This window comes from uncultured Arcticibacterium sp. (genome assembly GCF_964021845.1).
Lineage (GTDB): Bacteria > Bacteroidota > Bacteroidia > Cytophagales > Spirosomataceae > Arcticibacterium.
In genome coordinates this window covers 625,284-647,582 of record NZ_CAXHZC010000003.1, presented here as the reverse complement: position 1 = coordinate 647,582, position 22,299 = coordinate 625,284, and the positions used below count along the sequence as shown (strand labels likewise).

Here is a 22,299-nt window from a genome sequence, read left to right as displayed (position 1 = left end):
TTATGACACCGTCCCACCATTCCAAACAGCCTTATCTGGCTGAATTAGGGCTAGGCCGCCATCATTATTTTCTGCCATCAGAATCATCCCTTCAGACATCACACCCATCATTTTTCTTGGGGCTAAATTGGCCACAAACGTTACTTGCTGACCAATCATCTCTTCTGGGTTATAATGCTCTGCTATACCGCTTAAAATGGTTCTCTTCTCAAAACCATCATCTATTAAGAACTTAAGCAGCTTTTTACTCTTTTTGATAGGTTCGGCTTCTAAGATGGTTCCAACTCTAATATCTAGTTTCATGAAATCATCAAAAACTATTTCCTCCTTAATTTCAGGAACTGCCTTATTTTCTAATTCATTCATTTTCTTGGTATCCAATAATTTTTGAACCTGAGCTTCTACTGTTTTATCTTCTATTTTCTCAAAAAGCAATGTTGCCTTTTCTAATTGATGCCCATCTGCTAGAGCGTCTGCATTGCCAGCAAACATCCATTCACGCTTCTCTACATTGAGCATCGCATTAATTTTGGTAGCCGTAAATGGCAAAAATGGCTCACAAACTACACCGAGTGTTGCAGTAATTTGCACCGCAATGTTCATGATGGTTTTGACACGTTCTGGGTCAGTTTTAATCAACTTCCACGGCTCTGTGTCTGCCAAATACTTGTTTCCTAGTCTGGCTATCTCCATCATGCTAGACAAGCCATCTCTAAATTTATAATTCTTTAAGGCATCAGAAACATCACAAGGTAGCTGAGCTAATTTGGCTAAGGTCTCTTTATCAAAGTCCGTTAATTCACCTTTGGCAGGAAGAGCCCCTTCATAATACTTATTAGTAAGCACCATGGTACGGTTCACAAAATTCCCTAAAATGGCCACCAACTCCGAGTTGTTTTTGGTTTGCCAGTCTTTCCATGTAAATTCTGAATCTTTTGACTCTGGAGCGTTTGATGTTAATGCATAACGCAGCACATCTTCTTTACCAGGAAATTCTTCCAAATACTCATGCAGCCATACCGCCCAGTTTCTTGACGTAGAGATTTTGTCACCTTCTAGATTCATAAACTCATTGGCAGGAACATTATCTGCCAAGGTATAATCTCCATGAGCCATCAACATGGCAGGGAAAATAATACAGTGGAAAACGATATTGTCCTTACCTATAAAGTGAACCAGCTTAGCATCTTCAGATTGCCAGTAATCTTTCCAGTTTTTGCCATTTGCGGCAGCCCATTCTTGGGTAAATGTGATATAGCCAATAGGTGCATCAAACCACACATAAAGCACTTTCCCATCTGCTCCTTCTACGGGTACTTTTATACCCCAGTCTAGGTCTCTGGTCATGGCACGTGGCCTTAGCCCGTCTTGAAGCCAAGATTTACACTGACCTGCCACATTATTTTTCCATTCTGGGTGGCTATTGACGTACTCTTCAATCTTTGGCTGCATTTTGTCCAAAGGCAAATACCAGTTTTTGGTCACCTTTTTTATTGGCTCAGCACCAGAAAGCGTTGATTTCGGATTTTTTAATTCTAAAGGCGAAAGTGCCGTTCCACAATTTTCACATTGGTCACCGTATGCTTTGTCATTCCCGCATTTTGGGCAAGTACCTATCACATACCTATCGGCCAAAAATTGACCTGCGGCTTCATCATAAAGCTGCTCCGTTTCTTCTTCTACAAAATCCCCTTGGTCGTAAAGTTTTTTAAAGAAATCTTGTGAAACCTCATGGTGAATTGGTTTAGAGGTTTGCGAGTAAACATCAAAGTTAATCCCAAAGTCCACAAAGCTCTGTTTGATTTGTTTGTGGTATCTATCTACTAATTCTTGAGGCGTAATTCCTTCTTTTTTTGCTTTGATGGTGATAGGCACACCGTGCTCATCAGTCCCCGAAATAAAGGCAACGTCTTTTCCTTTGGCTCTTAAATAACGCACATAAATATCGGCTGGCAGATAGCACCCGGCCAAATGACCAATATGAATAGGGCCATTGGCGTAAATTAAAGCTGCTGTTACGGTATATCTTTTCGGAGTTTTGCTCATCAATCTTTTTGTATTTGAAATCGGACAGCAAATTTAGTCAGAAATGGGCTGAAATTAAGCACGCTTATTCGGAATCTAGCAATTGTAGAATATTTCAAGAATTCCGGTAAATGCAAAACCGCCATTTTCCGTTGTAAATTTAATTCTGTTGAAATATCAGTAACAGCTTTGCTAGGGTACCTCGGACAAAACCCAAAATCATGAATATTTGAGCGGTCAGTGTTTTGGCTTTGGAGAAATTTTAGAAAAGGCTAATTTTAAGTATTCATTTAAGAAATCACCCTTATCCATACTTATGAAAACAACAGGTTCTCTATTTCTTTTATTTCTGTCACTATCTACTTTTGCACAACAAAATGCGATTTTTTACGACAAGTATTTTTCAGAAACTGACGACAAAGACAAAAAATACTATCGCCAGGTTTTTCAGCCAGACTCTAATCTTTTTCTTATTACAGACTTTCATATTACTGGAGAAAAGTATGCCATAGGCTATGCCACAGAGTTTCCTGAAAAATGGAAATATGAGCGACAAGGGAGATATCTAAAGTTTCATAAAAACCTTAAAGTAGCAGAGTCTGGAATTTTCAAAGACGGCTTGCAAATAGGTATTGGGCAGGAATTTTATGATAACGGAGAAATATTCAAACGGTCAAGGTACACGGGAGAAGAAGATGAAATACCAAAGGTGACGGAAGTCTATTCCATTGACGGCGAACAATTAGTCATTGATGGAAATGGTACTTCAAAGGAAGTGAATTTTGAAAAAGAGACTCAAAATATTGGACAATATATAGATGGTTTAAAAGAAGGCGATTGGCTAAATGAAACTTTTGAAGGCAAAAAGAGATATGTAGATACATATAAACATGGAAAACTTAAGCGTGGAGTTTCCTATGATAGCTCTGGTGAGGCTTATTCTTATAAAGAAATCTCTGAGTCCGCAACGTTTAAAGGGGGAGTAAATGCCATGTATTCTTTCATTAACCATGAAATAAGATATCCAGCAAATGCCCAACGCTCAAATATTGAAGGTGCAGTTTGGCTTAGGTTTACCATTGACTCTTCCGGAAATATAGTAAACCCCAAAATAATTAAAAGTGTATCCCCTGGCCTAGACGCCGAAGCCAAAAGAGTAATAAAGAAGATGAAAGGCCATTGGATTCCAGGAGAATATAGAGGTCAGCCCTCTTCTGTTTTCTTTACTATGCCTATTCATTTCCAATTGGAGTAATGTTAACAACTTGATTAAATTATTTAATCACCTTTTTAATACTCCCTATAAAGTTATTTTTCTTATCAAACATCTGAATAAAGAGAATTCCAGAAAAGTCATTTGACATCGTTACTTCGATATTATTTCCCGTTTTCCTAGTTGCAAATAACTGTTTACGCCCAAGACCGTCAACAGCATTTATTGAAAAAATCGGCTCCTTTGAAGATATGACAAAAGCCCTTCCGTTTGTAACTGGATTAGGATAACTAATTAAATCATCTCCTGTTTCTTCGTTAACTCCTAAAACAGACTGCTTCGATATTTCAAAATGAACAGAGCTGGATATTTTAGAATAATTTTCGTCACCTCCCCAAAAGTAATATACAGTACATCCCTCTTCGCTATAAGAGTTTGCTGTAATTGCATTATTGAATCTTTCACAGCTTCCTCCTACCGAATCAATATAAACGTTAGGCTGAACTGTTTTAAACTCGAATGGCAGATTGACTAGCAGGGGGCCTTGGTCAATTACTTCAACCTCCGCTCTTGTTTTTGAAATCTTAAACATTCTGCTTTTATAAGGCGTACTTCCGGTTATAGAATAGGTTATTACTTTAAAATCACCTTCTTCTCCCGTAAAAACAAGCCGTTTGCCTTCCACATAAGCAGCTTTTGTGTCTGTTGGCTCCAGAAGCACATAAGAATCCGAACTGTCCGAAGTTATTATTTCTAAATCTATTCCATCACCTCTAACATCAATCACCTTCTTTTCAAAAAAGTCATCTGATGCCTCCTTTAAATTGACAATCTCCGTTGTTATTCTAGGATTAATTTTGGTGGTATATCGGCTTAAACCTGCACTCGTCATTACCAAAATAGAACTGTCTGGAAGTATGTCCATTATATATTTCCCTTGCAAATCAATTAGAACAGAATCGTCTTGGTCAAATACCTTATTAAGTGAATCATACTTCATAAACCGTGTTCGGTTCTTTAGCGTAACACCATACTTATCAATAAAATCCGTACCGACAGGATAGTATTCTTTGATTTTCAAATAAGGCAACGATACTTTTTCATCATCTTCAGAGAGAGCATGATTATCTGAAGTATAACAACCTTCACCGCACGTTAAAGACCCCCATAAGACGAAATCGTCTTTATCAAGGATTGGATAGAACATGTTATAATCTGAAAAACTATTGTAATACGTGTAATTCCTTTTTTTGTTAACTACTCCTTCCCAAATTAATTTCCCACTATAATCTAGTTTATAAGTCGTTCTATTGGAGCCATAAAACCGCCCAAATCGGTCATTCCCTAAGAAAACACTGCCATACGCATTTACTAAAACAGAATTGACACCATCTAATGAAACTTCACATTTGAAGGTGTAATCCCTTGAAAAATCTGCGTTGTACCTTCTTAATGAATCTCCTAAAGCATAATATTGACCCTTGTACTTATCATGGTGTAAAAGCCTGCCCCCATCAAAGACCTCCCCTTCGTCCAGAATACTTTCAACATTCTCAGAGTCAATCACTAAAAACTTCCTTCGATAAGAAAACATGGTATTTGTATCAGCGATAGAATAGGTGGATATTGGAATCCAAATAGAATTATCAGTAGAGACCGTAGGCCACTCATTATAATTCAAATAAATGGATTGTTCTGACCTATAAACCTCTTCGGCCCCTTCATACTTTACAAGTACACCCGTTTCACCAACATAATTAACCCAATAGGTACCATCAGAGAGTGTAAAAGCACTTCTTATTTCAGTAGTTTTTCCATCAAGAAGTAAAGGCTTAAAATTGAAGTCTGAATCTTCAAAGTAAATTGTTTGTTGACCATCTACTTTTTGAAATAAAAGCAGGGTGAGGGCAAAAGTAAAACTGAGCCTGTAAATCATTTTCATTGCGTGTTTAATGCAATAAAATTAACAAAGATTATCAATAAATTCTCAAAGATTATCCACCGCCTCGTTTATCACTTCGTGAATTCTTTTACGAACGTCCAAGTCCATAAGCTTATGGTTATTGGCTCTTGGGTACACTCTGTTGGCTAGCATGATAAAGATTAGCTGGCGGTCTGGGTCTACCCAAACTACCGTGCCTGTGAAGCCTGTATGACCATAAGTATCTGGTGAGGCCGATGATGCTATGCTAGAAAGGTCTAGGTTTTGTACTGGCTTATTCCAGCCTATTCCTCTATGGCTTCTATCTGAAAGGTGGCTCGCAAAGTGATGGACGGTTTCAGGAAATAGGTACCTCCTGCCACCATAAGAGCCATTTTGAAGATTCATTTGATAAAGCTTTGCCAAATCCCAAGCATTGCTAAAAAGTCCTGCATGGCCAGCTACGCCCCCTAAAAGTGCCGCATTAGGGTCGTGAACAGTACCCCAAATTTGCTCTTTCCTAAATATTTGGTCATTCTCCGTTGGAGCAATATCCTTTTTGGAGAACCTGTTCAAGGGATTGAAAAGCGTATGGGTCATGCCCAAAGGTTCGTAAAGGTTTTGGTCAAGAAACTCGTCCATTGGCTGGCCAGTAACCTCCTCCACAATTCTCTGCATCATAATAAGCCCGAGGTCGCTATAAAGATACCTATACTCACCACTTCTATTTTTTCTTCTCGTGGTATAGTCCGTATCTATGAGCCAACTCCAAACCGAATCTCTAATGCTAGGTTTGATGTACAGATTTTCTGCCACCTGTAAGTTTCCTACAGGGCTATCCTGATAAAATTCTTTTTTAAAAGCCCCTCCACTCGTTTTAGTATGTGTCCAAAAAGCCTGAAAAGACTTTAAACCCGCCTGATGAAAAAGAATATCACCCACTATCATGTCGGCCTTGTTAGTTCCTTTTAACTCTGGCAAATAATCAGAAGCCTTAAGGTTTAGATTCAAAAGCCCTTTTTCATTCAACATCATAACGGCCTGCAGCGTGGCACTCACCTTAGTGAGCGAAGCCAAATCATATAAGGTATTGGTTGTCACCTTTTCAGTGTTCCCATACCTATACGTTCCAAATGCCTTATGATAAACCACCTTACCCCTTCTTGCCACCAAAACCTGAGCACCCGGAAAGGAATTTCTACTAATGGCGTCGTCTATAATGCCGTCTATTTCATTCAGCTTATCACCATCCATCCCCACATTTCCTGGGAGGTCTTCTGTTAGTCTTCCTACGTTTTGAGATTTTTTACCAAAACTATATTTAGCCATTGGCGAAGCCGTAACCGGCAAACGGCCACTTGCAGAACCCGCACCAAATAAAACCTCCGCAACGGCTCTATAAGCCATTGGCTCATCTTCAAAACCACAAATAACATTAGGGAACTCATCAAACAGCTTTAAACCGTAAGGATTGCCAAAAGCTACCACTACTACTTTAGTCTTTTTTGACAAAGCCCTAATCATGTCAATGGTAGACGGTGAAACGCCAAAGTTCCGCGAAGAACGGCTATTCATGTCATGAATACTCACTACCATGGCATCAAAAGAAAAAGCCTGCTCTACTATATAATCCCAGTCTTTTGACGAACCTGGCTTTATTGGCATTTCATAATTTACCACTTTCCCAAAACCGCTCATTTGCGACTGGAACTCGTTATCTGTAGGAGCACTAACCGCCACCGTACCTATGGTCAAAGTATCTAACTGAACAAAAGGAAAAACGTCTTCATCGGCTCTTAAAACGGTTACAGCATTTTTATAGAGCATTTCATTTAGCTCTCTACTTTTCTCGCTGTTTAGGTCGTCCATTAAACCCTGCGTTCTCACATGCTGAGGTTTATTTAAGCCTGCCCAATATTTAGCTCTTAAAATTCTATGAACTCTTCTGTCTAGCTCTTCCTCTTCTAAGTTTCCATTTCTAAACTCCCCTAAAATCTTGTTATATGCGGCATCAAGATTGGCGGTTTGGAGCAGCACGTCATTTCCTGCTTTATAGGCAGCCAAATCTGCTCCACCTGCTGAAAACTGATTGGTGATTCCTCGCATATTGAGGGCGTCTGTAAAGGTTAAGCCTCTAAAGCCTAATTGCTCTTGCAGTAATCCTTTTACTATTTTCTCTGAAATGGTGGCGGCTCTGTTTGGTGAATTATCTAGCGATGGCACAAAAAGGTGCCCAGTCATCACACCTGCTATACTATCATTAATAAGTCTTCTAAATGGCACCAACTCCTGCTCAGAAAGTCTTTTTTTGCTGTGATTTACCACTGGCATAGCCACATGGGAATCTGTTCCTGTATCTCCATGGCCTGGAAAGTGCTTTGCCACTGCCATTACTCCTGCCTTTTTTAAACCAGCGGCATAGGCCATAGCTTTATCTGCCACTAAATTTTGCGACTCACCAAAAGAACGGTAATTGATAACAGGGTTTTTAGGGTTCGTATTTATGTCTGCCACTGGGGCAAAATTGATATGAACACCAAGTCTTTTAAGTTGTGAGCCAATTTCATAACCCATTGCCTCTATTAAGGCATCATTTTCAATAGCCCCTAGGGTAATTTGTTTAGGAAAAGAAGTGGTATTGCTCAGTCGCATGCCTAAACCCCACTCTGCATCCATACCTATCATTAAAGGTATTTTGCTTAATTCCTGATATTCGTTTGTTAATCTAGCTTGAACTGGGGCCGTTCCTTGGAAAAATATAAGCCCACCAAGATGGTATTTTTTAATCTTTTCTCTAATTACTTGGTAAGCCTTCTCTGACCTATTAGAGTATGTGGCTATCATAAAGAGCTGCCCCACTTTTTCTTCTAAACTCATTCCTGCCAAAACGCTATCTGCCCAAGCGTACTGACCATCAATATAGTCTTTGATGCCATCATAATTCTTCTTAAGAACGGTGTTCCCTCTTAAAGAGGATGGTGTCTTAATGGCAAAATCATCTTTTATTTCTAAGCCTTTAGAAGCCGCAAACTGAAGGTCGCTCCCGATGAAGCTCAGTGTAAAAACTCCAATAAAAAGTATGAGTAGCAGTAATTTGGGTTTGACCCTTTGATTCATAAAAGCAAGTGTTTCCTAAAAAATACAAAATTAAGCCTTAAAGATTGAATATAAAACCTAAAGGCCTAGTCAAAGTCAATTGACAATCTTGAATTTCTTTTGGTACTTCTTTCTGTAATACCTTGAAACAAAACCAAAGACAATGGCTGGCCCTACCCAAGTCATTATGAAAACGAAAAGACTGGTATCATCTGGTAAGAAACGCGGAACAATATTCACACAAAATGCGGTAACGGCCGCAGAGTAAGCTCCTATCATTTTGGCAGCGTGCCCAAAAAACCAATGCATTTTCCCAAGTGGTGTTCTTCCTGAATATCTCAAAAGGTCTACCACACCCAATGCCACACTAAATATTCCAAAAATAAAGAACAAAGTGGTAAACGATGAAATGCCTTTTACTATTAGAAAAACGCCATAGGCAATCATTAAAAGACCAGAAACAAATACACCAACTGCTCCGAACCAGTCGTACCATTTAAGATTCAATCCTTTTTTCATACTTAGCATTCTTTTCCCAGCAAAAGTTGGATAGAAACTCACGATGCCTATCATCAAGAAAAAATGATATTTAAGTCTGGTAGGGTAAAGAACCACAAAAAGAATAGCCGTAATAAAAATGAACGCCATAGACCAGTAAAATATCAAACCGGAAACGTTATGGACTTTCCCTCCTTTTTTTCTGACCAGCATTGCTACCAAACCAAAAACTAAGGACAAAACACCTGCAATCACATGCAGAAAAAGCGAAGTATTAAATATAGTATCTATCATGGCTTAAAATGAATATAGTCTAACAGTGGTTTCTTTGTTTTTATTAAGTTCAAAAGAGCAATCTTCCCAGGTTGGTGGCCCCATCATCACATAATTAGAAAAACCAAATGGCTCAGCCGGCATGCTACCATTCATCCCCATTTTTTCATCATTATCTAAGTCTTGAAATAGAACCACGGCGTAGTCGCCTCCTCCTAAAACCTCCTCAAATTCAAAAGTTACTTTGTCGCCTTCTACTTTAACAGCTTTGCTATATAATGGATTTTGAACTTTCGGGAAGCTGCTAGCATCGTTTGTAAGAGATGCATATATAGTGCCTTCTATATTACTAATACCCGACACGTTTACAGTAATGGTAAACTTTTCTTGAGCCTTTAAAGAACTCGTGCTAAATAAGAGGATGCTAAGAAGGAAGAGTAAATTTTTCATTTGCTTTTTTGTTTAGTGAAATAACAAAAGCAAATGTATAGGACCAAAAAGCCGCAAAAAACTTTAAGGGATAACTGACAAGGTTTTGGGATAACAAACAAGCCTCAGGGGCATTCAGAGCCATTTTGGGATGTTTGACAAAGGAAATATGAGAGCTTACTATAATTTGCAAGATTATAAAAACCTGATTTCCGTCATGGTTCCCTCCCCTCAAGGTCATCTTTTTTATCAATTCTTACGGCGAAATTTAAGAATAAAATCTAATTAATATCATGGATATCAAAGCATATAGAAAAGTCCTTTTCCCATTAGCTTGTCTATTTCTCATCCTTTTAAGCTTTAGCCTAGATGCTTTTGAGAGTAATTTTAGCATGGCTACTGCAGCAGCTTGCTTTTTACTTATAGTGGTAGAAGTTTTAGTCCTTCTTTTTAAGAGTTATACCAGCTGGTGGCACACGGTTAAATGGTTTGTTCTTGCCCTTATTTTGCTTTTGACTTTGATTGGGTAAAACTTATTTCAAATCAGCCACGATGCTGCTATATTTTCTAGCAACAGGTATAACAGTTTCAATACCATTTAAATGTAGTTTATAGCCTTGAGCGTTTCCTGTCACCTTTTCAGTTTTATTAAGGTTGACTATGTATGACCTATGGCATCGCACTATTTTTTCATCTAAAATCTGGCTTTCCATGCTAGATAAACTTCCGCGGAGAAGCTCTTGTTTCAGTTCATTCTCTGCTGTAAAAACCACCTTGGAGTAATTATCTGCAGATTCTAGGAAAAACAATTCTCCTGCTTTTAAGTTAAGAGAGTCTTTGCCGTTTTCTGCCTTTAATAAAATGTCCGTTTCCTTCTCTTCTTTTGCCGCTCCCACCATTACTGGTTCGGAATATTTACTTATACCTCTCTTATATTTAAGAAAAACATTGAAAAATATAGGAAACACTCCCAGTGATACCACCGCAGAAAAGCTCCATAAAAACACCTCCCACTTGAAAGGGAAAAGATGAATATTAACCGCATATAGAAAATTCCCAATGGTAATTAAACAGAGCACCGTGAAATTGATAAGTATCTCTCTACCTACCGTCCATTTTTCTTCTTTGAAGTAATTGGGAAAAACTTTCATTACCCCAACCTTCATAAAAACGAGAATACCAAAGGTTACTCCACCAAAGGCCAGTAAGTGCAGAACCTTACTTTCAGACTCCCAACGACTAATGCCAAAGGGCTGAAATACTATCAAAAAGCCCGCAATAAAAACCCCTAAAATAAAAGAATAAAGGAGGTTTTGCATGTTTGACCGCTCTAAGTCAACACAAGGGTAGGGCTGTTTTAATGTTTCAAATATTTTCAAAACGAAGAGGTTATTTGCTCAATAAACCTTGGCAAGGTAGCTGGCTCCGTCAATCCTATAAACAAAACGCCCCAAATAGCCCCCCAAAGGTGAGCCATGTGGTTTACGTTATCCATTTGACGCTTCTCCATAAAAATAGAATAAGCCACATAAACCAAAGCGAAAATATAACCCGGCATTGGAATAGGGATAGGGAAGATTATTAGCTCCATAAGTGGATTTAAAACCACCGAACAAAATACAATGGCCGACACGCCACCTGAGGCTCCCAAAGAATTAAAGCCAAAACTGTCTTTATACTTGACAAAATCTGGCAAATTAGCCACTACGATTCCCACCAAATACAAACCAAGAAATGCTAGAATAGCCTTACCCCCAAAAAAGTATTCAAAATACTGCTCCACCACACCCCCAAAGAGATAAAATGCGTACATATTAAAAAACAAATGCATGTAGTCTGCATGAATAAAGCCGCTGGTCAATAGGCGATAGTACTCCTTATATTTATTAGCACTGTAAGGGTTATGAATCCACTTGTTTTTTAAGGTGGAATCTCGCCAAGCGTAGATACTAGCGAGAACAGTGATTATTATTAAAATAACGGTGACAGACATGCAGTTTTATTGTTTAATTTGAAGCATGAAGAATATTCGGAAAATTAAGAAATCGGAGCTTGTGAAACCAATAAAGTGTCTTTTGATATGCCTTATTAGTTTTAGTGCCTTTGGTCAAAGTGACTATGAAAAGGAAATTAAGCAACACAGAGAAAATTATAAAGAAGACTTTCTAAACAACCTGAACTCTCCTTTAGCTCAAGAAGATTTAACTAATCTTGATTTTTATGAGCCAAATGAAGAATTCATAGTCTACAGTAAATTTAAACCTGGTGGTAAAAGCATGCCTTTTGAAATTCCGACTTCAAGTGGTAAAATGAAGACCTATACGCGTTTTGGCCAATTAACATTTAAAATAGGGGGCAAAAAGCAAAGATTGACCGTATATAGGAGTATGGACTTAATGAGAAATCCACTTTATAAAGACTACCTTTTCATTCCGTTCAAAGATAAAACAAGCGGTAAAAGCACTTATGGTGGCGGAAGGTATCTAGATTTGAGAATGGGAGACGTTTCTGGAGAGCAAATTTGGCTTGATTTTAATAAAGCTTATAATCCCTATTGTGCATTTTCCGCAGGTTATAGCTGCCCTATTCCGCCAGAAGAGAATCATTTAAAGGTGGCGATAGCAGCAGGCGAAAAGAATTTTAAAGGAGCCATTAAAGAATAACAGTTTTGCGGTTTTAAATTGCAGGCAGAATTTTAAGAATTATGGAAAAACTTGATAGAATAATAGAAGCCAGAATGAAGCTAAAATCTCGTTTTGAGAAAAAAATGGCGGATTCTCCTTCAATAGCAGACGACAAACCTTTGGGCACGGGCCCAACAAACAGGCACGGAATGCCGCAGCTACCTCCTGGTCAGACGGAAACCATAAAATGGCCAGTTTTAGACCTAGGCTATCATCCAGATGTTAGCTTAGAAAACTGGCGACTTACCCTTAATGGTGAAGTAGAAAACCCAGTAGTACTTAAATGGCAAGATTTCATGAATTTGCCGCAAACAGAAGACACTTCAGACTTTCACTGCGTAACTACATGGAGTAAAATGGACATGCCTTGGAAAGGTGTCAGACTTATGGATTTAGCGGCATTAGTAATGCCAAAAGATACTGTAACGCATATCTTATGTTACGCCTATGACACTTATACTACCAATGTACTTATAGAAGAAGCCTTAAAACCTGATGTACTTTTAGCTCATACAGTTTATGACGCTCCGCTAGAACTAGAGCATGGCGGCCCATGCAGAATGGTTACGCCACAGCTATATGCCTGGAAAGGTTCCAAATGGATTAAGAGAATTGAATTTATAAACGCCAACAAAAAGGGCTTTTGGGAAGAAAGAGGATATTCTGACACAGCGTACCCTTGGCGGAATGATAGGTATTCTTGAGTGTTTACTCTAAGCATGCTTCAATTTCAGCATGAAATATATTGTCATTGCTATCGAAACCAGGTTTTAATAAAATATAAGATCCCGAAAACAAGTTTGCATTATCTTCCAAGCGTGCATTTGATTCAATAGTAGAAATTGAGTAATTATTTAAATTACTTATTTCGCTTAAAACTAAACTTTCTGGACATAAAATATCAATATTTAGATCACCATAATCTTCACTTAAACAACCATTTTCCTTGCATTTAATATAAAAATTTGTGTTCATAGCAAAGCCTCCAGATTTTGTATATTCCAAGCCCTCGAAAAAAGGCTTTGTAGATATATATGAAGAGAACCATAAAGGTATCCGATTATGACAATTCTCGAAAGAGACAACCTCCTCTCCTTTAATTAAATTTTTAGCTAAATCAGTAGGTCCTGGAATAATATTACATTCTTTAATTTTAGTAACCCAGCCATCCCAGTCATAAGAATCTTGTGACCTATCTCCGGAAGCCTCGTCTAGAATATTAGCCGAAACTATTATATTTCCTTCCATATCAATAATCATGCTTCTAACTTCATCATAAGAATTACTCCCAGCAGAAAAATCCCACAAAACACTTCCGTTTTGATCCAATTTTAAAAGCCAAAGATCATCATGTCCTTTCAATGCTTCTGTTTTCTCACCTGAAATGCCAGACTCCGAAGAACCAACTAAATAAATATAAGCCCCTTTAGAAACTACAGTTCTAAGAAAATCAGACTGGCCACCACCGTACGTCTTATCCCAAAGCTTGTTGCCATTTTTATTGATTTTAATTAACCAGAAATCCGCCTTTCCTCTTCCTACGTCACTTTTATCCCCATAAGCTATTGAAGCCCCACTATAACCGGCAAGAAGAAGGTTGTTATCAGATGAAAAGCACATAGAAGTTAGGTCATCTTTTGTATAACTTCCAATAGTTCTATCCCATACCATCTGGCCATAAAGGTTTAGTTTCACAACCCAAAAATCTGCATATCTCTTATAAACTGGATTTTGAGATTTGGTACCTCCAGCATTAGACCATGAATACCCGCCAACATATACATCTCCATTAGTATCTACTAAAATGTCGTTAACGAAATCAAATCCATCTCCTCCTAAGGTTTTCTCCCAAACTAGAACACCATTGTTATTTAACTTAACAACCCAATAATCGTAATTGCCATATTGATTTTCGGACTTTTCAAAAGATTGATTAGAATTAGAATATCCCGCCAAGACCACGCCACCATCAGGAGTAGCTGCAATTGACCTAGCATCATCGTAATTATCTCCTCCGATTGTCTTATCCCAAATAATATTCCCGGACAAATCAATTTTAATAACCCAAAAGTCAACCCCTCCTCTTGAGCTCTCACTTTTATCACCAGAAATACCAGAGTTCGAGCGACATGCAATTACAATGTTTCCATCATTTGTGAAACACATTTCCCTAGGCCAATCTTGACCGCTTCCTCCAATTATTTTTTCCCAAATTACATTGAAGTTCTTATCGAATTTAAGTAGCCATAAGTCTTCGGTAAATGAATCTTGTTTTTTATCTAAACCATGCCTAGAACTAGAAACTCCAGCCGCCATGAAACCACTATCTGGCATGGCTAACAATGTAAACTCTATATCGAAGCCTAACCCGTTAATAGCTCTTTCCTCGATTAAAGTTGGTTTTTGTGCAAAAACCAACTTCGAAGAAAGAGCTAAAAGTAATAGTATTGCCCTACTCATGAACCTTGTTTTAGTTTTACAACATAATAACCATTCAGGGTTCTTTAAGCTGGAAACGCCTTAGCAATATCCGTGAACCCTCTAGAGTCTAGAGAAGCTCCACCTACTAAACCACCGTCAATATCTGGCTGAGAGAAAAGCTCTCCTGCATTACCTGGCTTAACACTTCCACCATAAAGAATAGAAATATTATCCGCTACTTCTGCTCCGTATTTAGAAGCTAAATGAGCTCTTAATTCCTTGTGCATTTCTTGAGCTTGGTCGCTTGATGCTGTTACACCAGTTCCGATAGCCCAGATAGGCTCATACGCTATAACTACTTTTTGAATTTCTTCAGCAGACAGCTGGAACAATCCGTTTGTTAATTGACCTTTTACAAAATCAAAGTGAACTCCAGACTCACGCTGCTCTAAAGTCTCTCCACAGCAGAAAATTGGCGTTAAACCACCTGCTAAAATTGCATTTACTTTAGCCGCAATAAACTCATCCGCTTCTCCAAAATACTCTCTTCTTTCTGAGTGACCTATAATAATATGATCTACACCCGCTGATGCCAACATCCCTACAGACATTTCGCCAGTAAAAGCTCCTTTAGCTTCAGGGTGACAGTTTTGTGCTGCTATACTAACTTTTTCGGTATTGATAAGTTTGCTAAACGAACTTAAATAAGGAGCAGGTACGCCCATTACCACTTTTACGTTAGGGTTCACCACTTCATCTTTAACCATGTTAGTTACTTCAGAAAAAAGGATTTGACCTTCTTCAAAAGTTAAATTCATTTTCCAGTTTCCTGCTGCGTACTTTTTTCTCATTAGATTTCTTTTTGATAAACTTTTCCTCAAAGATATTAAACCTTTCACAAAGCTGTGCGTCTAAAAGCTGTAATTAAACAAAACATACATATTATGAAAAAGATGATAATAATGGCGGCATTGGTTATTGCCGCTGCAGGGAGTGCCTTCGCACAAAGACCAGACATGAAAAAAATGGATCCTAAAGAGCGAGCGGAGAAAATGAGCCAAAGGCTTAAAAGTGACCTTTCTTTAGATGAAGACCAATACGCTCAAGTACTTGCTCTAAATACAGCAAATGCCGAAAAGCTTGAAGAAAAAAAGGAAGCGAAAAAAGAAGAAATGAAAGAGAATAGGGAAGCAATGAAACTCGAGCGAGAAGAATATAATGCTAACTTGAAAGAAATTCTTACTAAAGATCAATACATCAAGTTCTTAGAAATGAGAAACGACAGAAAAGGGGAAGGCCGAAGAAAGCATGCTCCCAGAAAGCGAATGAACAAAGAAGATTAGTAGAGACTAATTAAACACTAAAGAAAGGAGGCCAAATGGCTTCCTTTTTTTGTTTACAAACTAAACCAATAATTGAATTTAAGCACAATGGCCCTATTCTTATTAGCGAAAGAATCTGAGTAATAATTGTCAGAATAAACCAAAAAGAAATCTGACATAGGACTATACCTGTATTGAATCCTACTGTTTATATTGAAATTGTTCTCCTGCGTGTTAAACTGTAGAAAAGTAGTCCAGAAGAGCTTGTTCGTAAGTGTTGCTTCTAATTTTGGCCCCACTAACCAAAGCTTGGTTCTCCCATAGTCCATTGGAAAAAGAAGGTCATTAAACTGAGCACTTAGGGTCATGCTGTAGTATGGCTGCTTTCTTACTAACATACTTAAACTATACTGTCTAATGTCAGCATTATAAAGTTTCCCAAACATTACCCCTCCATTTAAAACGAAGTTCTTTCTTTCGTCACCATAGTAATTAAGGGAGAAGTTACTGTATTTATAATTGCCAGGGGCAAGGGGTTTTTGAGTCGGTAGTGGAAAATAGAAAAGAAGGTTATCTTCTTGAACTTTAAACTCAGCACTTACGCCAGAAGTATTATTAAAGTATATCCCACTTGTTAAAGAATGATACTTATCGCTGAGCGAATTGTTTTCAAAAAAAGCCATGAAATTTGTTAATCCAAAAACCAGCTGAACTATCTTTTTATCTTTTGGCCTAAACGTAAAAGTATTTTTATTATAGAAATGTTTGAAACCTGCCCTAATTAGAGTGTCTGGGTCTGTATAACTAGCCCCCATTTGAGCTCGGGTCTCTATTCTGTTAATAAACCCCATGTCCGCATAATAATTTTGACCAATATCGGCATACTCGATTTGACCAGAATAAACCTTCCCAAAATACCCATAACCAATTTGGTAGAAGTTATCCTTTGAATTGATTCCTTCTTTAAACGATTTATTATACCCAGCCCAAAACTGATTGACCCCATTTTTATCAATGAGGTTAACTTCTACTCCTAAATTTCTCCCGTATTTACCTAAATTATCGTTGACTTCAGAATCCTCTTGATCAGTGGCCGTTCTGTTTAAGAAATAGCCCTTTATTAAAGAGCGTGCTCCTACTCGCTGATGCACTGAAGCAGCGGTGTAATTCTGAGCCGCAAAATCACCCCTCCTAAGGGTTTGCATATTCATTACACCTACCCTTACCTTCTTTGCCACATTACCACTAAGCCTTGCTCCATATAAAATTGGGATTGGATTTGCATTTTCATCTAGCCCAAGCCTTCTTGAGAAAAAGGGCTTAAAAGTACTTGCCCCGAAATTTGAAAAAATATCGTTATTTTCTAAAAAGAAGGTTCTCCTTTCTGGATAAAGAATAGAATAACGGGTCAAATTAGTAACCTGCTGGTCTACTTCCACCTGAGAGAAGTCAGGGTTTAATGTCAAATCTAAATTAAGAGAGGCATTAATGGCCACCTTAGCATCAAAACCAGCATTGAAGTGATAGGGGTGCTCATCATTTTCGCCCGTCTTAGGTGCAAAACCATTCCAACCAACGGCATCATAATCTTCTGAGTCATGATGAGCACTGGCTATAGCATATGGAATTATTGAAATATTACTTTTGCTTTTGCCCAAAGGGCTATCAAATTGCATTGTGCCCAAATAACCTAAATCTACTGCAGAAAACTGTACTGGTATTTTGGTCCATGAAGAAACTTGATTGTTTTTTAAATCGCTTCTTAAAATATTAATTCCCCATTTTGTGTTTGCGGCGTTATACCTCAATGTCTTAAATGGGATAGCCATTTCTATAACATACTTATCATCATACCTTTTTACTTCAGAATACCATTTATTATCCCAAGCATATGTTATTCCAGCATAATTTGTCCCATACTGATATTCAGACTGCACGTTGTTTGGTGTACAGCTAAACACAAAACCGTTACTTTTTCTATTAATGGGATCTAAAATTATAGCCACACCATCATTTAATCCAAGGCTTGCATCCCTTTTTAAAGATTGAGCAACGTAGGTGTTGGTACTGTCATAAGCCTCAATAAGAAAGTAAATGAAGTCATCATCAAAAGCTGCCCTAACATTCGTTTTGGTCTCTGACCTATTTTCCGCTCTAGGAAATAACTGCCAAAAAGCTCCCACAGACTCCCCTTTGTCCCAAACAGCCTCATTTGCTTCTCCATCTATTTCAATCTTTTCAACAGCCCTATGAACCTGCAGAAAATATTCTGAAGGATCGTGAATAGCAGTTTGTGAAACTGCCAACAATGGTAGCTGCAATAAAGTGATTAAAATAAACCGCAAGTCTAGTTGATATGGTTTACACAAAAGTACTAGAATTCTGCAACAAAAAATTGCATTAATTAAAGAAGAAGCAATAATTAGTCCAAGATCCACATCTAACAAAAGCTCTTTAAACCACTCTTTTATAAGTTCTTAAAGAAACAAAGTTCATCTCGTCTCCCGCGATGAACTTAATTATTCCAACATTGCCTTTTATAGTTTTTAAACACAAAAGTCTAGCAAGATAACTTACCGGACTTTCTATATACAAATTGCTTTAATCGCTATTCCAAAACCATATTGTGGTATACGTTTTGAACATCGTCATCTTCATCTAGCTTCTCTAAAAGCTTATCTATCTCAGCTCCCTGCTCTTCTGATAGTGCTTTTGTATCAGTTGGAATTCGTTCAAAACCCGAACTTACTACCTCAAACTCATTCTCCTCTAAATACTTCTGAACATCACCAAAAGAAGCGAACTCGCCATAAATGTTAATATGTCCGGTTTCTTCATCTAAGAAAACATCATCTACACTAAAGTCGATTAACTCAAGTTCTAACTCTTCCAAGTCCAAACCTTCTTTGTTCTCTGTTTTGAAAACACACTTTCTGTCAAAAATGAAATCCAACATTCCATTTGTTCCTAAACTTCCTCCAGTTTTAGAGAAATAGCTTCGAACATTGGCAACAGTTCGTTTATTATTATCTGTAGTACATTCTACCAAAACAGCTACTCCGTATAAACCGTAGCCCTCTAATATAACCTCTTTATAGTCCTCTTGATCTTTTGAAGAAGCCCTTTTAATGGCACTCTCTACGTTTGTCTTAGGCATATTAGCCGCTTTGGCATTTTGAATAATTGCCCTAAGCCTACTGTTAGTAGCAGGATCTGGCCCACCTTCTTTGACGGCCATTACTATATCCTTTCCTATTCGTGTAAAGGTTTTTGCCATGGAGCTCCAACGCTTCATTTTTCTGGCTTTCCTAAATTCAAATGCTCTTCCCATATTTTTTTAATATTCTATCTGCAAAATTAAAAGATTTGAATAAAAATGTGGAGAAAGCGAGCAAATCGTTAAAAGTTATCTGTGAAAGTGTAACTTTAATTGATTTTATCCCCTACGCCCTATTTAAAATGTCCAAATATACTTTTTTGCCAGAGCTCGTTTTAAGAACTCCTGCAAAACCTTTCAGGAGTCAACTGACTGAATTAGAAATAATTACCTTACTTAAAAATCAGGGGTTTCTTGAAACTGTGTTTTTAGCTTCCCCATCTCTTTATCAAGCTATACTTGATTTTAACACAGGGACACTCTCTGAGAAAAGCCAAAAGGGCGTTTTAAGGAGTGCCGCTAAGTATATAATAAGAAGCCATGCCCGTAGCACCCCTTTTGGCCTTTTTGCTGGAACTTCGACCTTAAAATGGGGAGATAAAACAAGAATAGTTATAGGAAATAGCGTACAAAGAAGAACGCAACTAGACTTTGGTTTCATTAATGATTTGTATAAAGGCATTAGTGAATCTCCTGAATTTATTTCGCAGGTCAAATATTTCCCGAATTCAAGCTATTATATCTTACACGATGAAATAAGGTACTTAGAAAAAACCTTTGAAAATGATCAAGTTACTTTTCAGATATCAGCTCTTGAAAAAAACGATTTCCTTTTATTCCTATTAGAAAAAACCGAAAATGGGCTTTCTTTAAATCAACTTACCAAAGTCCTTAAAGAAGAAGGTGTAGACGAACAAGACGCACTTGATTTTTTAGCAAGTTTGATTGATTGCCAGATACTAGTGAATAAAGCTGAACCATCATTGAACTCACCAGATAAGCTTGGCGATTTAATTACACTGCATAGAAAACTTGACACAAATAAAAGCCATGAACTAACAAGCATCAAAGAAAAACTAAATCAGCTAGACGCTTGTAAGCAAAATAACATTAAAAAATATGATATTTCAGCAAACGCCCTAAACCAGAAAACATTTCATACAGAATGCTTCTTTAATTTAAAGATTAATTCCTCTTTAGATCAAAACCTTCAAAAAGAGATACTAGAAGCCCTTGCGGTAATAAACACATTACAAGAAAGAACAGAAAATAATAGACTAAATGAATTCAAAGCTCGATTTAAAAGGCGATTTGGTTCTCAGGAGGTCGCTCTGCCGATTGCATTAGATACCGAAAAAGGACTGGGATATGACCAAGAATTTGACATTGCTCCTGCCCCTTTAATAGAAAATTTAAATTTTGTCCCTTTTCAAAATTTAACTCTATCCAACACCGACAAGAAGAAAGAAACCTTCTTAGATAATCTTCTTGAAAAAGCTATAAAACGAAATCAATATGAAGTAAAATTGGAAGATGAAAACCTTCCAGAATTAAATTATGACTTAAACTTAAGTGCAAGCTGCTCCGTTCTGTTTAGGTTAATATCGGAAAATAAACTTTACTTAGAAGCCGCAGGCGGAAGTAGTGCTATAAACCTCATTTGTCGATTTGCCAACAGCTCAGAAGCTTTAGGGAACCTAGTTGACAAAATAAGTAAGGAAGAAAGAAAGAATAATCCGAGCGTTCGCTTTGCTGAAATAATTCATCTACCAAATAGCAAACTCGGAAATGTTTTATCCCGAAGGTCTGTTTTTAAACATGAAATTTCCTTTTGGGGAGTTGGCAAAGCTCAAGAGACCATTGCTCTTAAAGATTTGGCAATACTCATTCAAGAAGAAAAACTATTCCTTAAAAACCTTAAGACAAATGAGATAATTATACCAAAACTAAACTGCACGCATAATGTAGGTGAAGCAGATCTTCCCGTTTACAAGTTCCTTTACGATTTACAGTTTCAAGGTTTAGATGGCAGCATAAAATTAAATTGGAACCAACAGCAATCTTTCTATCCCAGAGTGTCTTATAAAGGAATAGTTTTGAGCTTAGCTACTTGGAAATTTCAACATTCCCCTTTGTCAGAAATACATAAACTGAAATCTATAAACGACTTCAATGAATGGCACAAAAAACTAAAAATGCCCCAACTTTTTGTTATTTCAGAGGGTGATAATGACCTATTAATAAATAGCGAAAGCGAGTTTTTAATCAAACTCTTTATGAATTCTGTCAAAAACAAAAAAAGCCTTACACTAAAAGAGTTTCTTTTTGATAAAAATCAGGCAGTTAAGAATTTTGAAGGAGAACCAATGCTTAATCAATTTATTGGCTCTTTAATTAAATCAGGGGAAACCTACGCTGTTCCACAAAATGAAACCTTAGACGAAGCTACATCAACAAAAACGTTAAATTCCAAAGAAAGCCTAATTGAACATAACTGGCTCTATATAAAGCTTTATGCTCCCTTATCTACCTTTGACAGTATACTTTCAAATCAAATATCGGAGGTTTTAAAAACAGCCTTTGATAGAAACTTGATAGATAAATGGTTTTTCATTAGGCTTCGTGATCCTGACCTTCACTTAAGAATACGCTTTCACTTAAAAGATATAGAGAAAGGACAAGAACTTGTTTCCCTTTTAAACCAGTACTTATCTAATCACAAGGACATTTGGAAACTGGAATTTGGTAAATATGAAAGAGAGCTTGAAAGGTATGCCGCCATAGGAATAGAGAATGCCGAAAGCATTTTTCATGAAGAAAGCTCCTCCTACGTACATTTTATAACAAAAAACGAAAATGAAGAACTTAGATGGCTATACGGCCTAAAGTGCATTGACAATCTATTAAACTACTGTGAATACAACCTTGCCAACAAGCTTAGATTCATCACCACTTTAAGGAATGGTTTTGCTGAAGAGTTTGGAGTAAACCAAGAGAAAAAGAAGGAACTTGATAAGTTATATCGTGAACAAAGACAAAAAGTAAACAACACGCTAAGCCAAATCTCACGTTTTAAACCTGTGATGCCTTTTGAAGAAGATTGGACTAAGAAAGCTGGTTTTGAAAAATCTGCTTTAGCTGGCCTTACACATATGTGCATAAACCGAATCATGAAAACGCAGCCAAGGCTTCATGAACTAGTAATTTATGATTTTCTAATGAGAAGCTATAAATCAATATTAGCTCAGCAAAAGAAATAA

General features: G+C 37.4%; 17 protein-coding genes. 6 read left to right on the top strand and 11 right to left on the bottom strand.

Annotation, left to right across the window (positions count from 1 at the left end):
• On the bottom strand, window positions 1-2,046 hold the full coding sequence (gene metG / locus AADJ06_RS12265) for a methionine--tRNA ligase (RefSeq protein ID WP_341226748.1): 2,046 nt from the start codon (window positions 2,044-2,046) through the stop codon (window positions 1-3).
• A 295-nt stretch (window positions 2,047-2,341) separates the two neighbouring features.
• Here metG and AADJ06_RS12260 point away from each other — a divergent pair, with 295 nt between their 5' ends.
• The gene (locus AADJ06_RS12260) at window positions 2,342-3,280 is read left to right on the top strand and encodes an energy transducer TonB (RefSeq protein ID WP_341226747.1); all 939 of its coding nucleotides are present in this window, start codon (window positions 2,342-2,344) and stop codon (window positions 3,278-3,280) included.
• 19 nt (window positions 3,281-3,299) lie between these two features.
• On the opposite strand, the gene AADJ06_RS12255 is transcribed toward AADJ06_RS12260, so the two are convergent.
• The 4 genes from AADJ06_RS12255 to AADJ06_RS12240 form a co-directional block, all read right to left on the bottom strand.
• Window positions 3,300-5,174: a T9SS type A sorting domain-containing protein gene (locus AADJ06_RS12255; protein ID WP_341226746.1), complete on the bottom strand. Its 1,875-nt coding sequence runs from the start codon at window positions 5,172-5,174 to the stop codon at window positions 3,300-3,302.
• A 51-nt stretch (window positions 5,175-5,225) separates the two neighbouring features.
• Window positions 5,226-8,276, bottom strand: a complete 3,051-nt coding sequence (locus AADJ06_RS12250) for a glycoside hydrolase family 3 N-terminal domain-containing protein (RefSeq protein ID WP_341226745.1) — start codon at window positions 8,274-8,276, stop codon at window positions 5,226-5,228.
• A 75-nt stretch (window positions 8,277-8,351) separates the two neighbouring features.
• A complete protein-coding gene (locus AADJ06_RS12245) occupies window positions 8,352-9,047 on the bottom strand; it encodes a hypothetical protein (protein ID WP_341226744.1) in 696 nt (231 codons plus the stop codon).
• 3 nt (window positions 9,048-9,050) lie between these two features.
• Window positions 9,051-9,476 (bottom strand): DUF2141 domain-containing protein, encoded by a 426-nt coding sequence (locus tag AADJ06_RS12240; RefSeq protein WP_341226743.1) that lies wholly within the window; start codon window positions 9,474-9,476, stop codon window positions 9,051-9,053.
• Between the two features lie 272 nt (window positions 9,477-9,748).
• Here AADJ06_RS12240 and AADJ06_RS12235 point away from each other — a divergent pair, with 272 nt between their 5' ends.
• Window positions 9,749-9,985 (top strand): hypothetical protein, encoded by a 237-nt coding sequence (locus AADJ06_RS12235; protein WP_341226742.1) that lies wholly within the window; start codon window positions 9,749-9,751, stop codon window positions 9,983-9,985.
• A gap of 3 nt (window positions 9,986-9,988) precedes the next feature.
• Here the strand turns inward: AADJ06_RS12235 and AADJ06_RS12230 are convergent, their stop codons facing one another.
• Both AADJ06_RS12230 and AADJ06_RS12225 read right to left on the bottom strand, forming a co-directional pair.
• A complete protein-coding gene (locus AADJ06_RS12230; protein WP_341226741.1) occupies window positions 9,989-10,774 on the bottom strand; it encodes a LytTR family DNA-binding domain-containing protein in 786 nt (261 codons plus the stop codon).
• A 56-nt stretch (window positions 10,775-10,830) separates the two neighbouring features.
• A complete protein-coding gene (locus AADJ06_RS12225; protein ID WP_341226740.1) occupies window positions 10,831-11,448 on the bottom strand; it encodes a rhomboid family intramembrane serine protease in 618 nt (205 codons plus the stop codon).
• A 25-nt stretch (window positions 11,449-11,473) separates the two neighbouring features.
• Here AADJ06_RS12225 and AADJ06_RS12220 point away from each other — a divergent pair, with 25 nt between their 5' ends.
• Entirely contained in the window at window positions 11,474-12,118 is a 645-nt protein-coding gene (locus AADJ06_RS12220) for a DUF1684 domain-containing protein (RefSeq protein WP_341226739.1), read from the top strand.
• Between the two features lie 41 nt (window positions 12,119-12,159).
• The gene (locus tag AADJ06_RS12215) at window positions 12,160-12,843 is read left to right on the top strand and encodes a molybdopterin-dependent oxidoreductase (RefSeq protein ID WP_341226738.1); all 684 of its coding nucleotides are present in this window, start codon (window positions 12,160-12,162) and stop codon (window positions 12,841-12,843) included.
• 4 nt (window positions 12,844-12,847) lie between these two features.
• On the opposite strand, the gene AADJ06_RS12210 is transcribed toward AADJ06_RS12215, so the two are convergent.
• Both AADJ06_RS12210 and tpiA read right to left on the bottom strand, forming a co-directional pair.
• Window positions 12,848-14,599, bottom strand: a complete 1,752-nt coding sequence (locus AADJ06_RS12210) for an SBBP repeat-containing protein (protein ID WP_341226737.1) — start codon at window positions 14,597-14,599, stop codon at window positions 12,848-12,850.
• Between the two features lie 44 nt (window positions 14,600-14,643).
• Window positions 14,644-15,411 carry a triose-phosphate isomerase gene (gene tpiA, locus AADJ06_RS12205; protein WP_341226736.1) on the bottom strand — a complete coding sequence of 256 codons (768 nt, stop codon included), beginning with the start codon at window positions 15,409-15,411 and terminating at the stop codon, window positions 14,644-14,646.
• 93 nt (window positions 15,412-15,504) lie between these two features.
• Here tpiA and AADJ06_RS12200 point away from each other — a divergent pair, with 93 nt between their 5' ends.
• Window positions 15,505-15,903, top strand: coding sequence for a hypothetical protein (locus AADJ06_RS12200; protein WP_341226735.1), 399 nt, complete (start codon window positions 15,505-15,507; stop codon window positions 15,901-15,903).
• 53 nt (window positions 15,904-15,956) lie between these two features.
• Here the strand turns inward: AADJ06_RS12200 and AADJ06_RS12195 are convergent, their stop codons facing one another.
• A complete protein-coding gene (locus AADJ06_RS12195; RefSeq protein WP_341226734.1) occupies window positions 15,957-18,227 on the bottom strand; it encodes a DUF5916 domain-containing protein in 2,271 nt (756 codons plus the stop codon).
• A gap of 263 nt (window positions 18,228-18,490) precedes the next feature.
• Window positions 18,491-19,213, bottom strand: a complete 723-nt coding sequence (locus AADJ06_RS12190; RefSeq protein WP_341226733.1) for a YebC/PmpR family DNA-binding transcriptional regulator — start codon at window positions 19,211-19,213, stop codon at window positions 18,491-18,493.
• A gap of 128 nt (window positions 19,214-19,341) precedes the next feature.
• Here AADJ06_RS12190 and AADJ06_RS12185 point away from each other — a divergent pair, with 128 nt between their 5' ends.
• Complete coding sequence (locus AADJ06_RS12185; RefSeq protein WP_341226732.1) at window positions 19,342-22,299, top strand: lantibiotic dehydratase; 2,958 nt, start codon at window positions 19,342-19,344, stop codon at window positions 22,297-22,299.

Coding starts and splice junctions, on each gene's coding strand:
- AADJ06_RS12250 (WP_341226745.1), bottom strand. CDS start 8,276: ATGAATCAAAGGGTCAAACCCAAATTACTGCTACTCATACTTTTTATT.
- AADJ06_RS12220 (WP_341226739.1), top strand. CDS start 11,474: ATGAAGAATATTCGGAAAATTAAGAAATCGGAGCTTGTGAAACCAATA.
- AADJ06_RS12225 (WP_341226740.1), bottom strand. CDS start 11,448: ATGTCTGTCACCGTTATTTTAATAATAATCACTGTTCTCGCTAGTATC.
- AADJ06_RS12240 (WP_341226743.1), bottom strand. CDS start 9,476: ATGAAAAATTTACTCTTCCTTCTTAGCATCCTCTTATTTAGCACGAGT.
- AADJ06_RS12260 (WP_341226747.1), top strand. CDS start 2,342: ATGAAAACAACAGGTTCTCTATTTCTTTTATTTCTGTCACTATCTACT.
- AADJ06_RS12210 (WP_341226737.1), bottom strand. CDS start 14,599: ATGAGTAGGGCAATACTATTACTTTTAGCTCTTTCTTCGAAGTTGGTT.
- AADJ06_RS12200 (WP_341226735.1), top strand. CDS start 15,505: ATGAAAAAGATGATAATAATGGCGGCATTGGTTATTGCCGCTGCAGGG.
- tpiA (WP_341226736.1), bottom strand. CDS start 15,411: ATGAGAAAAAAGTACGCAGCAGGAAACTGGAAAATGAATTTAACTTTT.
- AADJ06_RS12245 (WP_341226744.1), bottom strand. CDS start 9,047: ATGATAGATACTATATTTAATACTTCGCTTTTTCTGCATGTGATTGCA.
- AADJ06_RS12185 (WP_341226732.1), top strand. CDS start 19,342: ATGTCCAAATATACTTTTTTGCCAGAGCTCGTTTTAAGAACTCCTGCA.
- metG (WP_341226748.1), bottom strand. CDS start 2,046: ATGAGCAAAACTCCGAAAAGATATACCGTAACAGCAGCTTTAATTTAC.
- AADJ06_RS12235 (WP_341226742.1), top strand. CDS start 9,749: ATGGATATCAAAGCATATAGAAAAGTCCTTTTCCCATTAGCTTGTCTA.
- AADJ06_RS12190 (WP_341226733.1), bottom strand. CDS start 19,213: ATGGGAAGAGCATTTGAATTTAGGAAAGCCAGAAAAATGAAGCGTTGG.
- AADJ06_RS12215 (WP_341226738.1), top strand. CDS start 12,160: ATGGAAAAACTTGATAGAATAATAGAAGCCAGAATGAAGCTAAAATCT.
- AADJ06_RS12230 (WP_341226741.1), bottom strand. CDS start 10,774: ATGCAAAACCTCCTTTATTCTTTTATTTTAGGGGTTTTTATTGCGGGC.
- AADJ06_RS12255 (WP_341226746.1), bottom strand. CDS start 5,174: ATGATTTACAGGCTCAGTTTTACTTTTGCCCTCACCCTGCTTTTATTT.